The sequence below is a fragment of the Psychrobacter sp. PL19 genome, assembly GCF_017875835.1.
Taxonomy (GTDB): Bacteria; Pseudomonadota; Gammaproteobacteria; order Pseudomonadales; family Moraxellaceae; genus Psychrobacter.
On sequence record NZ_JAGING010000001.1, the window covers coordinates 716,225 to 731,807 of the forward strand.

A 15,583-nucleotide genomic window follows, 5' to 3' on the forward strand; every position below is an offset into this window, starting at 1 on the left:
TTTTAGCTTAATATTAATACTAGGTATTTTACATGGGCTACAGCGTACGGCTTGGATGGGGTAAGGATGTCCAAGGTAAAATAACACTGAGCAATAGAACCACGTTTTTGATAGTTTTCATATAAAAGAGTAGATACTACCAGTTATTTTTATAAGTGATTTGCAGTAATAATTTGGCTTATGATACCGTTATCACACCCTATAGTTAATGACAAAAAGCATGAAGTTTAAAGACAAGATAAGGGCTGAATATATGCTATCCTCAACTGCTTTATATTTTATTATGATAATAAACAGTGCGTTAGAGAGTGGTCAATAGGCACAAACTTTTATGATAAAAACTACCTATTATGATTGTCTTGTTATTGTCAATAACAACCTTGATGCACAGTGACTGCTAACTGCCTGTTATTTGAACGACCTATAATTTCGCTATTCAATGTTATTTATCGATATTGTGGTTGCTAAATGAGTGTCAATATACCGTTATTACTGTCACCGACTTTCTAAAATCGTTATCTTAAGCCTTTCACTTTTTAGTATTGTGCCTATCTATAGAGACTGACCATGAGCGACTTCCGAGATCCTAATGCTAAGCAAGAGTCCAATGCTAAATTGCCGCCTGAAGCTGAGCTACCACCCTATCGTCAACCCGATACATCGACTAATAAATCATCGTCGAAGCTTCCTATGTGGCTATTGCCAGTCTTAGTGGCCGTGTTAGTTGTTGGTGTGCTGCTCGGTAAATATTGGGGTGGTAATAATGATTCTAAATATGAGCAAGCGGCCGCTTCAAGTGTACAGAGTAGCGGTAGTAGTACTGCTGTTGATACAGAACAGGCGGTATTGTCAGTGGAAACGGTGATGCCAAGTCAAGGTAATATCGGTAATACGTTGAGTGCCGACGGTACAATTAGTGCTAAAGATATCGCTAATGTTGGCGCTAAAGTTAATGGCGTGACGATTGAGCGTATATTGGTCGAAGAAGGCCAGCGTGTCAAAGCGGGTCAAGTACTGGCGATATTCGACACTGACGCTATGCAGCAGCAAGTCTTGCAAGCGCAAGCGGATGTGGCAGAAGCGGAAGCGACTCTTGCCAATGCCAGCGCTGATGCTGCCCGTGTGCTACCTTTACTAGATATTGATGCGATCAGTAAACAAGAAGCTGACCGCTATCGCACTTCAGAATTACGTGCTGCCGCTTCATTACAGGCATCCAAAGCGCGACTTAATACTCAGCGCTTAATGGTGGAAAATGCCAAATTGGTCGCTCCAGTTAGTGGCATCATTAGCGAAAAATTAGCTGAGGTTGGGATGGTTGCGGGTAGTGATCCTTTATTTACCATTGTTAAGGGCGGTATCTTAGAATGGCAAGCAGACATTGATCCCAAACTTATCGGTGAAGTACAAGTGGGTACACCTGTTAAGGTCAGCCTACCAAGAAATCAATCAGTCATGGGAGTGGTGCGACGAATCGCGCCAACCGCGGATAACAATCGCCAAATCACTATCCATGCCAGTCTAGCAGCCAATTCAGGTGCGCGTGCAGGCATGTATCAAGCAGGCGAATTCCTATTAGGCAGTGCCAGTACCCAAACCGTACCTAATAGCGCCATTGTTAGTAATGACGGTTATGATTATGTGATGCTTGTGACTGATATTAGTACTCAAAATGGTAAGGCTATCGGTCGTATTCAACGGCAGCGAGTGACCCTTGGCGACCGTTATGGTAACGGCGTGGCAGTCACAGAACCCATACCTGCGGACAGCCGACTGGTTAAACAAGGCGGTAGCTTTTTGAATGATGGTGATTTGGTACGGGTCGTTGATATAGTGCAATCAGCAAACACAACGTCAAATTCAGCAGCACAATCAAAAGCAAATGGCGCTGGTGCACAATCGCAGGGACAGCCATGAATATAAATGTATCAGCCTATTCAATTAGAAATCCGTTAGTTGCCATTTTATTATTTGTCTTATTAACACTCGGTGGCGTGTTTGGTTTTCGGCAAATGAAAGTTCAGCAATTCCCTGATATTGACTTGCCAGCGGTGGTGGTCACGGTAACGTTACCGGGTGCTGCCCCCGCTCAGCTTGAAAATGACGTGGCAAAAAAGATTGAAAACCGGCTGACCAGTATTAATGGCATCAAGCATATTCGCAGTACGCTACAAACGGGTGCGGCTACTATTGTCACTGAGTTTGTCTTAGACAAAGATATTCAAGAAGCAGTCGATGATGTGCGCTCTGCAGTGGGAGAAGTGCGTGGTGATCTACCGGCTGCTGCTAATGACCCTATTATTACCAAAGTCTCAACCTCAGGCTTCCCAGTCGTTACTTATTCTGTGAGCGCTGACAATATGAGTGTTGAAGACTTATCCTGGTTTGTCGACGACACCATCACCAAGCGTTTATCAGATATCCAAGGGGTAGGATCGGTCAGTCGAATTGGTGGTCTTGAGCGTCAGATTACTATTGCTGCTGACCCTATTACGCTAAGCGGTTTACAGTTTTCTATCGCTCAGTTATCACAGCAGGTTGCTAGTATTCAGCAAGACAGCTCCGGCGGTGAAGCTGAAGTGGGTAATACCACTCAGACCATTCGCGTATTAGGGGCCGTTGAGCGTGCCCGTGAGCTGAATGATTTACAAATTGCGGTTCCTACTGGCGGCACGCAAGCGCTTGGGCGTATGGCACAAGTAACGGATGGCGCCGCTGATCCAAATTCTATCGCCAAACTGAATGAGCAAACGGTAGTCGCCTTTAATATTACACGCTCGCGCGGTGCTAGTGAAGTTGAAGTCACCAAGCGGGTTGATGCTGCGCTTGAAGAGTTAAGCGTAGATATGAGTAATATTTCCGTTGAAAAAGTCTATGACCGAGCAACACCAGTAGCCGAAGATTATGAAGCATCGATAAAGATGCTGATTGAAGGTGGTATCTTAGCCGTGATTGTCGTGTTCTTATTCCTACGTAATATTCGCGCGACCATTGTCACCGCCGTTGCGTTGCCCCTATCGATTATCCCTACCTTTTTAGGCATGTATTTATTTGATTTTAGTCTCAATATTATTTCGCTACTGGCATTATCGCTGGTTGTGGGTGTGCTGGTTGATGACGCCATTGTTGAAGTCGAAAATATCATGCGCCATCTGCGGATGGGCAAAACGCCTTATCAAGCGGCGATGGAAGCCGCTGATGAAATTGGGCTAGCCGTTATCGCGACTACCTTTACCTTGATTGCGGTATTTTTGCCCACTGCCTTTATGGGTGGTATCGTTGGTCAGTTCTTTCGACAATTTGGTTGGACGGCGGCGCTGGCAATTTTTGCCTCTTTGCTAGTCGCTCGTCTCATTACCCCCATGATGGCGGCCTATATTCTGCGCCCTGAAAAGCACTATGTTGAAAAACAAGGTGCGCTGATGACCTGGTATCTGAAGGTAGTGTCGTGGACGCTGCATCATCGTTGGTTGACGATGGGCGCTACCTTGATATTGTTTGTGGCGTCATTGTCACTAGTCAAACTGCTACCAACCGCATTTATTCCAGATAATGATATTGACCAAACCCGGGTAGCGATTGAGCTGACCCCTGATGTTGAGTTGGCGGACACAGAACGAGTCACGGCGTTGGCAAGCGAGCGTATTTTAGCCTTACCTGATGTGATAAATATTTTTAGTGCCGTTGGTCAAGCGCAAACGTCCACGGGCCCTAATGCCAGCTCCGGAGGTGGTACAGCAAAAAATACTGCTAGTCTCGACATTGTGTTGGCGCCGAGAGCGGAGCGCAGTTCTAAGCAAGACATTGAACGAAAAATCAGTGCCATACTAGCAGGGGTACCGAGCGCCCGCTTTACCGTTGGGCTATCAAGCGGTGGCGAAACCGGCTATAACTTCTCCTTGACCAGTACCAGCCCAGACACACTTGAACAAACTGCCCAACAAATTATGGCGGACATTCGCGCGTTACCAATGGCCGGCGATGTGACTAGTGATCGTAGCTTACCGCGCCAAGAGCTGACCGTAACTCCTGATAGACTGGCGATGGCGGATAAAGGGGTGACCACTCAAGATATTGCCACCACTTTAAGAATTGCAACGGTCGGCGACTATGAGCAACGCCTATCTAAGCTTAATCTTGACACTCGGCAAATTCCAATTGTGGTACGACTGCCTGATGTGGCCAAACAAAGTGTGAATCAGTTAGAAGGCCTATATGTTCCTAGTGCGCGACCGGCAGGACAAGGGGTTCGAGTAGGTGAGGTGGCGACTCTAGAGTTCGGTACTGGACCTGCGCGAATAAGCAGACTAGATCGTGAGCGCTCTATTAGCATTACCGTGCAGCCTGCGAACGGCGAGCTTGGCGAGCTGGTACAGGCGGTCGAAAACTCTCCTACTATGCAGAACCTTCCCGCTTCGATTACGGTGATAAATCAAGGTCAAGCAGAGAATATGTCTGAGCTATTCAGTGGCTTTGTCATCGCCATGTCAGTAGGTGTGATCTGTATTTTAGGGGTGTTGATTCTACTTTTTGGACGACTATTACAGCCTTTTACGATTCTTATGGCTTTACCGTTGTCGATAGGTGGGGCGTTTGCTGGCTTGGTGATCACTAATAGTAGCTTGTCTATGCCCTCGATGATTGGTTTTATTATGCTGATGGGTATCGCTACCAAAAATTCTATCTTGCTGGTGGATTATGCGCTGATCGCTCAACGTCGTGGAATGGAAAGATTTGAAGCCATTGTTGATTCGTGCCGTAAGCGTGCTCGTCCTATTATTATGACCACTATTGCAATGGGCGCTGGCATGTTACCGCTAGTATTTGGCTGGGGTGACGTTGATCCTACGTTCAGGCGGCCGATGGCAGCAGCGGTGTTGGGCGGTTTGGTGACGTCAACCTTGTTAAGTTTAGTCGTGATACCAGTGGTTTATACCTTGATGGATGATGTCTCGTCATGGTTTGCTAAATGGCTTATTCCGCATGGTAAGGACCATGATGAAGATCGTCCAGTGGCTGATGAGTTACAAAACTTAGATTAACAAATGAAGTGCACAGAGTGAGATCTGTCACTCCGTTCTTAAAGCTCATTTTTTAATACAGACTCAGGTAGGTTTTGTACCGCCAAGCTTGCCGCCTCGATAGCACCAGCAGTATAACCAGAAAACGATTCAGACCATTCGCTAGCTGTGCCAGTCAGGCAATCTTTCCATACGCCCGATAGCGCTTTGGCAATGGGTGCTGACCCATGCTGACCTTCACCATTAGCATCAGCAGCTGTTGCTGTAAATGAATCTCGTGACCAATCTTTGAAATACTCCATTTTAGGTAATTCTGCTTCTGGTCCGAATAAACGGACTAATTGCGCACGACAATGTGCTTTTAACAGGTCTTCAGAAACATTTTGGCGAACCTGAGAGGGAACGCCTAAGAAACCAAACAGTGCACCACTGCTATTTGTTATGGAAGCATCATGGATTTCAGTAAGTGGCCCTTGTGAACTTCGAGCTGCTCCCGATAGCCCTTGTTGTCGCCAAAAAGGTGTGTCGTAAATTGCAAAGTACTTAGCATGTGGCGCCATCCAGGTCGGCGTCTCGCGCCACTGTTTGCTTAAGGCTGCTGGCAAAGCAGGCATAAACTCTATACTTTCTTCTGCCAAACGCGGCGGTAACGCGAGCAACACGTGCTTAACTTGCCGAGTCGTCACTTGCCCAGATGAGTCTTCGCTTGCTAACTCAATATAGTCACCAGTGTTATTCAGCCGACGTACTATCTGGCTGGTGAGAACGCGGGTGGCATCTAGGCGACAATACAGGGCATCAATTAATGCTGCCATGCCACCTGTGAGACGCATTGAGGGTGGTGAGCTTTTGTATCCTTGTGTGCGAATAGGAGGTGCATTTGGCGAGCGCTCAACCATCATGTCTCCTTGTTCAAACTGGGCAAAACTTTCCAATTTTAAATCATTGATCAGGCGGCCTAATTGCTGTTGATAATCAGGCCAAAACCAAGAAGGGCCCAAATCGAAACTGTTTGTCACTGCCACTGTTGTGAGGTCAGAAGCAGAATTTGCCGAACGCATATTTTCAACAACATGATGCTCTTGAGATCTGGCCGCGACAATACGACCGCCTAACGTATCGCGCGCTTCCAAAAGTATATAATCAATACCTTTTTGCTCTAACAATAACGCTGCATATAAACCACTTAAACCGCCACCCACAATTGCAACCGATATATTTTTCATATTAATTTTCCACGATAGTTAAAATACCTTAAAAACGCGACGGTACTGTTGGTATAAGCTTTTTGCAGCCTCTTCTGTCTGCGTAGGCACAGCAAGTAAGAAAAACGTATGCCAGCAGTAGGTTATGTATCGATATTACTTTTCATTGACTATAATTAACGGATAGAATATTTTTTAGTACGACTATGCAAATAAACTTAAAGACTAGTAAAATCGATGCTCTCTATTTGAGAAAGATGTCCGGTCTTAAGGTAAACCGTGACGCCTTCTGCGCCTGCGTTTATCTTTGGAAGCTCACCCGTGGGTAGGCGTATCCAGCCACCGCGCTTATAGATTTGACCGGCGTCTATCAACTCACCGGCTATTACTAGCAGTTCTGCACCACCTACTATGTCAGTAGTGAATAGTGCTTCGCCTGCATTTAGCCGCTGCAAGCTAACCTGTTCGTTATCGTTTGAAAATAAATGACAGACTTGGCGCTCTCCATGTGGTTGCCAATTCTTTGTATCTTGGGTATCGATAGCCACTTGGCGGTCTTCATCTGCCAACATCTGCCAGAGTTTGACGAAGATAATAGCCCCTTCGCGACTATAAGGCTTATGGCCTGACTTTGGCGGACTACGTAGATACCAACCTGCTGGATAATCCTGATCGTCGGCAGAAAAGGTGCCAGACAATACTAAAATCTCTTCGCCACCTGGATGTAAGTGGTGTGGAAAATAAGAATCAGGGGCATAGCGTACAATACTAGTGGCACGAGCCTTTTCTTTGCCCACGCGATCAAGCATTACCCGTTCAACACCATTTTGTGGCGAGTTAACCCATTGGTAATCTTCAGGTGCCAATGCTGCGCTAAGTGAAAAATCTGCATTAAGTAACATAGAGTGTCTTCCAACAATGATGATAGAGTATCTGGCTGACTTTATGTGATCTAACCCATATCAGTTGGTCTGATATCAGCTGCCAGTTCTCTTAGTAGCGTTCAATTATCAACTGATTTACTTCTTTTGACAAACGAGATAATATTCATTACTTTAAAAGAAAATGTTTATCGCTATGAAAAAACCCGTTCATTTAAATGCTTTACGTGCTTTAGAGGCCAGTGCTCGTCATCAAAGCTTTTCAGCCGCCGCGCAAGAACTGAATGTGACGCCAGCTGCCGTTGGCCAACTTGTACGTACGCTGGAGGACTGGGTAGGAACGCCCTTGTTTTACAGAAAAACCAGCGGGAAAGTCCGCTTGCTTGCTACTAAAACAGTTGAATTGGCATTACCTGATATACGAGTCGGCCTGGACAGATTGATGCTTGGGTTAGAACAGTTGCAACAGGAGTCAAATAATGGGGTACTCACCGTAACTGTCAGTCCGGCCTTCGCTGCCAAATGGTTGCTGCCACGTATTGATAGGTTCCAAAGTATCTGGTCGGACATTGACGTGCGCCTCGATATTAGCACTAAGTCAGTAGATTTTGCGGTGCAAGACGTTGATATAGGAGTACGCTACGGCTCTGGTAATTGGCCGGGGTTGGTGGCGGAAAAGTTAATGGAAGAAGAGGTTTACCCCGTTTGTTCTTCGCAGCTGTTACAGAATCAGCCGCGGCTAGATTTAACCCGTGAAACGCTTATTCATGACCATTCAATGGATGATTATAGCGGTCTACCATCGTGGGGAACCTGGCTAAAAAAAGCAGGTTTAACAGAGACAAATCTAAGAGAGATCGATACTTCGCGCGGTATGCAAATAAATAATTCTGCCGCAGTACTGCAAGCAGTAATCAATGGGCATGGCGTTGCGCTGGCTCGTAGTGTTATGGCGCGTGATGATCTGGCTGCCGGACGTTTGGTTCGGCTATTCCCTGAGATCAAGTTCGTTTCTACGCTTGCCTATTATGTCGTCTATCGACCTGAATGTGCCAGCATGTCAAAACTAAAGGCATTTCGTGATTGGTTGTTTGAACAGGCTGCAGCAGATGAGAGTTTTTTTAATTAACCATAGACCTAGGTCTTATACCTCTATGCCTTATACATCTATGCCTTATACCTCCCTATGTCTGGCTCTTTACGAGCCGTAAGCATTATATTCAACCCACTTTATAATGACTAACACTATAATATTTGCGGTTTATTTCAATGTTCAGACGCTTACAGTGTTCAGAAAAAACTTTATTCATTAAATTAGGTCTACGATTCCTTCAGCATATTTCACAATAGTTATTAATTTTTAGGTTTATCCCAATAGGGTTCTTCGCCAAAGCGTTCAGCAATAAAATCAATCAACAATCGGCAGCGCTGAGATAAAAACCTATTTTTTGGGTAGACGGCATACGCATTCAATGTGGGTAACTGATAGTGCTGAAGCAGTGGTACCAGCTCACCGCGTGCCACTGTTTGGTAAGTGATAAAAGTAGGCAAAAACGCAATGCCGTGACCCTTTACTGCCATATCAAGCAAAAAGTCACCATTGTTGGCTTTGATCTTTGAGTTCATCGATATGTTGTGCTTTTGTCCCTGTTCATCTGTTAACGCCAAGTTGTTGTGACTACCAAGACCGTATTGTAAAAACATATGTTGCGCGAGCTCCCCTAAATTTTGGGGGGTACCCATTTTACTTAGATAGGCAGGACTGGCGCAGAGCGCATAACTAATTTTGGTTAGGCGTTTGGCTTGATAACTGGAATCTTGCAATTTACCGATACGAATTGCCAACTCATACCCTCCTGCAACCAAATCAACCTGCCGGTCAGAGAAGTCCAGTTCAAAGGTTAAATTAGCATGTTCGTTAGCATAGTCATGAATTACCTCACTGAGATGCATCAAACCGAACGATAGCGGTGCGGTCATTTTTAGCGTGCCTTCAATATGAGATTTTACCCCACTGGTTTGTTCATTTAGAGCATCAACTTCACCTAGAATATTGTTAGCCCGTTGATAATAATGTTCACCAGCTTCTGTTAAGTTGGACCTACGTGTGGTTCGATTCAGCAGCTGGCCGCCCAATCGAGTTTCTAAATCTTTTAAGCGACGGCTTACTGCTGACTTTGCTATATCAAGCTGCTCTGCTGCTTTAGTGATACTACCGGCGTCGACAATGCGCACGAACATCGCCATATCTTCTAGCTGTCCCATTATTGTTCTCCAAATAAGAACTTATATTTGTAATTATTGCTGTTTATCTAGGTCTCGTCAATAATTAAGATGTCACTATGACTAAGATCTAAACTCACAAAGTAACCAAAAATACCTATGAGCAAACCATAACGTTTTAGTACTCCTACCGGCCGGTTCTTTTTAATGACTTTCTTTACACTATCCCGCTCAAATAAAATTGCTGATTGGGTGAGTACTCAAAAAATAAGAAAAATGTGAGGTGCCTGAGGGAATGTTACCATTAGTCATTATTCTCGAAGTGCTCAGAGGAACAGTTATCGTCGTTGGTTTCAAAGCTCAATAGCGCCAGGCAGGAGTATTAATATGAATGTTAGCACGAGTATGAACACCGAAAAAAATAGTAGCGAATCATTATACAGCCGCACTGTGGCACAACAGTTTTCTGGCATCGAAACCGCTGATGGTGATGGTGTGAAACTAACCCGCATCATTGGCTCACCGTATCTCAATATGCTAGATCCTTTTTTACTGCTTGACTGTTTTGAAAGTGATAACGCCGATGATTATATGGGTGGTTTCCCGACTCACCCACACCGAGGCTTTGAGACCGTCACTTATTTACTCAATGGTCGTATGCGTCATAAGGATAATACAGGCCATGAGGGCGTGATTGAACCGGGCGGTGTGCAATGGATGACCGCAGCCAAAGGTATTCTTCATTCTGAGATGCCAGAACAAGAAGATGGCCTATTGAAGGGTTTTCAGCTTTGGGTCAACCTACCGGCTTCAGCAAAAATGAGCGAACCGGCTTATCAAGAATACCCACCAGAGTCGACACCGCTTGAGCGCCGTGATAATGGTACTGAGGTTCGAGTCATCGCAGGGCAAACCAATCAGGGCACTACAGGGCCAGTGGTGAATAATTATACCAATCCAACGTATTTAGATGTTAGCCTGCCGGCCAATACTACTTTTGAGCAGACACTACCAGCGCAACACAATGCCTTTATTTATGTCATAGAAGGTAATGTAAGTATTCTGCATACCGAGGATGACGCAGCTGAAAGACAGACCAATACACTAACCGCAAAAAACCTTGGGGTATTGACTAAGGGCGACCAAATTCTGCTGCATAGTGGCGATAATGGCGCGCGCTTACTACTGATTGCCGGACAACCTCTACATGAACCCGTCGCCCGTGGTGGCCCCTTTGTAATGAATACTAGAGCTGAGGTCTTACAGGCCTTTGAAGATTTTAATGATGGCAGTTTTTAGACTAAAACAGTAATCAAAACTAAAATAAATAGGAGATAAATATGGGCTTATTAGTTGAAGGCCAATGGCAAAATAAATGGTACGACACAAAATCTAGTGGTGGCCGTTTTGAGCGTAAAGACTCCAGTTTCAGAAATTGGATAACCACAGATGGTAGCGCTGGTCCATCGGGCATTAGCGGCTTCAAAGCCGAGCCTAATCGTTACCATTTATATGTCTCTTTGGCGTGTCCTTGGGCACACCGCACCATTATTTATCGCAAATTAAAAGGCTTGGAAGACATGATTACCATGTCTGTGGTCAATGCTTTTATGGGCGATGAAGGCTGGACATTCAATCCTGGCGCTGGTGTTATAGCGGATCCAATTTTCAACGCTACTCACTTGTATAATATTTATACCGCAGCCCAAGCGGATTATACTGGCCGAGTCACTGTACCTATTTTATGGGACAAAACCACCAATACCATTGTCAGTAACGAGTCGTCTGAGATCATTCGCATGTTTAATACGGCATTTGATGAGGTTGGTGCATTAGCAGGTGACTTTTCGCCGTCAGAGCGGTTAGAAGAAATCGATGCGTTAAACGAATTTATTTATCCTGTGGTTAATAACGGGGTGTATCGCGCAGGTTTTGCCACCACACAAGACGCTTATGATGACGCGGTAAGTGAGGTGTTTAATGGGCTAGATACCTTAGAGATACGCTTAAAAAACAGTCGTTATTTAACAGGGAGCACCATAACCGAAGCCGACTGGCGACTATTTACCACGCTAGTGCGCTTTGATTCTGTTTATGTCGGTCATTTTAAATGCAATCTGCATCGTATTGTCGACTACCCCAATCTTTGGGGTTATTTACGAGACTTGTATCAGGTGCCAGGTATTGCAGAGACGGTGAATATGGAGCAGATTAAAACGCATTACTATGCCAGCCACGAAACTATCAATCCAACACGCATCATACCCATGGGTCCTAAAATTGATTTTAATTCGCCGCATAAACGCGACCTAGTATCGGCAAGGGATGAATAAAAAGAATTGTAATTGGGATTAAGATGGCCATAACTGGCTATAAAAAATGACTGTTACAAAGAATGACTGTCACAAAAATTAGAATAAAAATGCCTGCTATTGCAGGCATTTTTGTCTGTAGTGGATGTTGAATCATCGGAGAATGGGTACTTCCACTGTACCTTTAGTACTGACCCCGACACTGATAAGTCGCGCGACAAGCTAGTGAGATATTGCAGGTTGTAACCATAGACCATTAAACCGAGTTGCTCACCGTCAGCTAGCTTTTCAGTAACACCTACCATCGATACCTTATGTTTGCCTAAGCCACGTAACGGCTGCATTTGTTCGTCGAGCTCGCCAATACCAGCCAAAGTAAGTGGACTAATCAGCTCAGGGAGCGGTATAAAGGTTGGTGCCAGTGGGCTAGTTAGTGCTGGAGCTGAGTTCGGTACAGGAATCCTGCTAGTTGGGATTTCAACATTCAAGCCTTTAGTGGTAATCCCATGGTATCAGATTGATTTTCGAGCACTCGACCCAACGACTTTTTTTGATCTAAATCCATTTGTCATAACGTCTGTTATGGGAACACGTTCGGTGCGCTATACAAGTTTCGAAATATCGGCTAATAGAGGTTGAAAACTGGAGGCGTTCGACCATCTATTGTCTGCGATGCTCAAAGCTTTGCCCGCTGAACTTATCTTCGCCGCATAAAAAAGTACGACGTACACAACGGGACATACTATGACAAATTTTTGAGAAATAGATTTGAACAGCTTCAGCTGGCTTCGAAGAAGTGAATAACAGGGATGTTATTCATAAAGTAAGGCCTATCAACCAGGGAAACTCGTGTTGCACAAGATTGCGTTATAATGCGTTCCTAATCATTCGAAACAGTGTCTGAATAAAATAGAGAAACGAATTAATATTGAGTTAATTAGCTGGGTGTCCGGCTATTTTTTGTCCAGCTATTTCCATGATAAATGTATAGTATTTATATTTTAATAAGGTTGGTGGCAATAAACATGTAATATTGTTATTCAGTCTTTATAAAGCAGGATTTCAGGATGAAAAGCAGTATTACCGCCATTGGAACCGCAGTCCCGCAGCATAAATTCACGCAAAGCGAAGCCGCAGTGCTCATTGCAGAACGGTTGCAATTGATTCCCGCAAAAAAAAGACTACTTAGATTTATTTATAATGCGACGGGTATTGAATCGCGGCATAGTGTGCTCAGCGATATGGGGCATCTCTCAAATTCCAGAAGTGACATATCATTACCTGATTTAACCACAGCAGGCCGGATGGTACTTTATAAAGAGCATGCGCTGCCGTTAGCCGTTTCTGCTATCAAGCAATGTATGGAGCAGTCCGATGCCACATTTGCCGATATCACACATGTTATTACAGTCAGTTGTACAGGCATGTATGCGCCCGGCTTAGATATTGAAATTGTGCAGCAATTAAAGTTGCGCACCGATGCCAAACGCACGGCAATCAATTTTATGGGATGTTACGGTGCCTTTAACGCGTTGAAGGTGGCAGATGATGCCTGTCGCGCGAATAAAGACGCTGTTGTTTTAGTTGTGAGTGTTGAACTTTGCAGTCTGCATTTTCAAAATGATGATGATTTGGATCATCTAGTTTCAAATGCGATTTTTGCAGACGGTGCAGCAGCGGCACTGATTCAGCCTATGGCTGAGAACCGGAAGAGCCTATCGATCGAGGCCTTTAATTGTGATTTATTACCACAGACCAGCGAAGATATGGCATGGCATATAAGAGATTCAGGGTTTGATATTGTTTTAAAATCCTATGTTCCAGAAGTGATTGAGTCAGGGATTGCGGAGTTTATGGAGAAACTATTGAGACAGGAAGCGATCACCGATGTCAATCACTATGCAATTCATCCAGGCGGTATGAAAATACTGCAAGCCTGTGAAACAGCGTTGAACATTACAAAAGACGAAAACAAGCATGCTTATCATGTGATGCGTAAGTATGGAAATATGTCATCAGCCACCATCTTGTTTGTTTTGAAAGAATTGATGGCTAATTTGACAGTTAAGAATCATCAAGAAACTATTTTTAGTTGCGCTTTTGGACCTGGATTAACCTTAGAATCAATGTTACTTAAGATAAACCAGCCGAATTAAACATAATCAAGCTTTTTGAGTACAAGGTTTACTAGCTTAGGCGATTGTTTCAGTAGAGGAAGAGCCGATTGACCCACCTTTGGTTGCAGTAATGCGGCGTTAAGTACGTTCCCTAATAGTACTTTTGTTTTAATCGATTTCGAATAGTTGATACGATAGAGCTTAGGTTGTTGTTTTAAGTAAAACTGTACCGCTTGAATAGCACTATCAACACTATGCGCAAATCCAGAGCCAATCGCAGGGTAAAGCGACGCTATTGCATCCCCTATCCAGTAGCTGTTAGGCCAGTTAGGCGGATTTTTTTGAGTAAATGCAGGCGCGCGACCTAACATAATGTCGATAGCACTAAGATCAAGTGGGGTGAATAGCTTTTTAAGCACAGGATGAGATTGTGTCAGATGCTGAAAGTATTCATTCGGCGAAGTTGCAGCATCAACCGCTTCTCGTTTTGCCAAACAGGAACAGTTACTTATTGTCTCGCTGATTGGAACAATTCCTAAATAAGCTTTATCCAGACTGAACATCTTAAGACTATGATCATTTTCGGTATGGGAAAAATGCAATTTGAAACCAAAATAAGGCAGAGCGATTTTTTTATTGTCTGTGTTGTTGCCAAGTTTACCCGTTGCAAAAAAAGCACTTTTAGCCTCAATGATTTCACCCGTGGATAATTTGAAGTAAAATGGCGTTCTCTCAGTGGCAGGTGTTGTGTACTCTAGATAGGTGTTTTCACGTATGCGTCCACCCAGTCTGCGTGCTCGTGCAGCTAATTTTAGCTCAACGTCACTTCTTGATATGCCAGCAGAGGGCTTAGTGAAGTGAATATCTAATTGTTTGCTTCCAGCATAAAATGTGGCATGAGGAATGGGGATAAAAGGATCAATATCCCAAAACTGTAGTTGCTGCGTCGCAATCGGTGCTAAGAATTCGCCACACATTTTAGGTGTGCCGATGGTTGAGCCTTCGATTAAAAGCGCTGCTATACCTTGATCCAGCAATGCATTTAGGCACGATAGTCCCGCAACGCCACCACCGATAATGACTACTTCTTCCAAATGATAATCCTCCAACGAAATGGGAAACACCATTTAACTTGGTAGTGTTTCATTCCTGCTTGTTCTAACAGGGTAATTAATTCTTGACGGATAAAGCCGCGTTTGATGGAGATAAGACCATCATAGGTGATGAGCCTATTGCGAAATAAGATTGGGCTGAAAAGGTAGTAAAACCAATAGGCAATGGGGTTGCGGTGCAAATCATTGATGATGACTTTGTCTTTTGTGGTGCGTAATGCTTGTTTGAAAAAAGCAATAATTTCTTCGTTGCTCATATGGTGGCAAACCATTGTTGCCAAAATGATATCAACACTATTTTCATCAAATGTTAATTCAGGTTCAGCCATTTTCTCAAATTTCACATTTGAGGTATCCGATGTAAATACGGACTTCTCATGATTAGCCATATCAATTGCTTCAGATGAGATATCAATGCCATGGAATGTCATCTTTGGAAAATGACGACTGAGATTAAGAATAAATAAGCCTGCGCCACAACCAACGTCCATCACATGCGCTTTTTTCCCACTTTTCTTTAAAACATTCACTGTCCCGTGAAAGGTTCCAAGAATTTGGTTGATACGAAATAGCATTTTTTGACAATGAGTAAATTCTTCCGCGGTGTAGTTGCCCGGACCTAAATCGAGAATTTCTTTTTCATTTGAGCGATGTGATAGCATAGTTTTTTTCCAGGAATTCATTTAATGCCGCAAATAACAACACATTCACT

Annotated in this window: 12 protein-coding genes; 6 read left to right on the forward strand and 6 right to left on the reverse strand. The window is 44.1% G+C overall.

Going from position 1 to position 15,583, the window contains the following annotated elements:
- Positions 1 to 567: 567 nt before the first annotated feature.
- A complete protein-coding gene (locus H4W00_RS02870; protein WP_209956148.1) occupies positions 568 to 1,917 on the forward strand; it encodes an efflux RND transporter periplasmic adaptor subunit in 1,350 nt (449 codons plus the stop codon).
- Positions 1,914 to 5,042 carry an efflux RND transporter permease subunit gene (locus H4W00_RS02875; RefSeq protein WP_209956149.1) on the forward strand — a complete coding sequence of 1,043 codons (3,129 nt, stop codon included), beginning with the start codon at positions 1,914 to 1,916 and terminating at the stop codon, positions 5,040 to 5,042. The genes H4W00_RS02870 and H4W00_RS02875 overlap by 4 nt, the downstream gene beginning before the upstream one ends.
- 38 nt (positions 5,043 to 5,080) lie before the next feature.
- On the opposite strand, the gene H4W00_RS02880 is transcribed toward H4W00_RS02875, so the two are convergent.
- Complete coding sequence (locus H4W00_RS02880; protein WP_209956150.1) at positions 5,081 to 6,247, reverse strand: flavin monoamine oxidase family protein; 1,167 nt, start codon at positions 6,245 to 6,247, stop codon at positions 5,081 to 5,083.
- A 197-nt stretch (positions 6,248 to 6,444) separates the two neighbouring features.
- Complete coding sequence (locus H4W00_RS02885) at positions 6,445 to 7,128, reverse strand: cupin domain-containing protein (protein WP_209956151.1); 684 nt, start codon at positions 7,126 to 7,128, stop codon at positions 6,445 to 6,447.
- 175 nt (positions 7,129 to 7,303) lie between these two features.
- On the opposite strand from H4W00_RS02885, the gene H4W00_RS02890 reads away from it, so the two are divergent.
- Positions 7,304 to 8,236: a LysR substrate-binding domain-containing protein gene (locus tag H4W00_RS02890; RefSeq protein ID WP_209956152.1), complete on the forward strand. Its 933-nt coding sequence runs from the start codon at positions 7,304 to 7,306 to the stop codon at positions 8,234 to 8,236.
- A 224-nt stretch (positions 8,237 to 8,460) separates the two neighbouring features.
- Here the strand turns inward: H4W00_RS02890 and H4W00_RS02895 are convergent, their stop codons facing one another.
- Entirely contained in the window at positions 8,461 to 9,372 is a 912-nt protein-coding gene (locus tag H4W00_RS02895) for a LysR family transcriptional regulator (protein ID WP_209956153.1), read from the reverse strand.
- Between the two features lie 345 nt (positions 9,373 to 9,717).
- Between H4W00_RS02895 and H4W00_RS02900 the strand changes: the two genes are divergently transcribed.
- Positions 9,718 to 10,629, forward strand: coding sequence for a pirin family protein (locus H4W00_RS02900; protein ID WP_327193325.1), 912 nt, complete (start codon positions 9,718 to 9,720; stop codon positions 10,627 to 10,629).
- 41 nt (positions 10,630 to 10,670) lie between these two features.
- Entirely contained in the window at positions 10,671 to 11,663 is a 993-nt protein-coding gene (locus H4W00_RS02905; protein ID WP_209956154.1) for a glutathione S-transferase family protein, read from the forward strand.
- A 53-nt stretch (positions 11,664 to 11,716) separates the two neighbouring features.
- On the opposite strand, the gene H4W00_RS02910 is transcribed toward H4W00_RS02905, so the two are convergent.
- Positions 11,717 to 12,130 (reverse strand): hypothetical protein, encoded by a 414-nt coding sequence (locus tag H4W00_RS02910; protein WP_209956155.1) that lies wholly within the window; start codon positions 12,128 to 12,130, stop codon positions 11,717 to 11,719.
- A 579-nt stretch (positions 12,131 to 12,709) separates the two neighbouring features.
- Here H4W00_RS02910 and H4W00_RS02915 point away from each other — a divergent pair.
- On the forward strand, positions 12,710 to 13,798 hold the full coding sequence (locus tag H4W00_RS02915) for a type III polyketide synthase (RefSeq protein ID WP_209956156.1): 1,089 nt from the start codon (positions 12,710 to 12,712) through the stop codon (positions 13,796 to 13,798).
- On the opposite strand, the gene H4W00_RS02920 is transcribed toward H4W00_RS02915, so the two are convergent.
- Positions 13,795 to 14,853 carry an NAD(P)/FAD-dependent oxidoreductase gene (locus H4W00_RS02920; protein WP_334684854.1) on the reverse strand — a complete coding sequence of 353 codons (1,059 nt, stop codon included), beginning with the start codon at positions 14,851 to 14,853 and terminating at the stop codon, positions 13,795 to 13,797. The two genes, H4W00_RS02915 and H4W00_RS02920, sit on opposite strands and share 4 nt — an antisense overlap.
- Positions 14,841 to 15,533, reverse strand: coding sequence for a methyltransferase domain-containing protein (locus H4W00_RS02925; protein ID WP_209956158.1), 693 nt, complete (start codon positions 15,531 to 15,533; stop codon positions 14,841 to 14,843). Before H4W00_RS02925 ends, H4W00_RS02920 begins: the two co-directional genes overlap by 13 nt.
- Between the last annotated feature and the right edge of the window lie 50 nt (positions 15,534 to 15,583).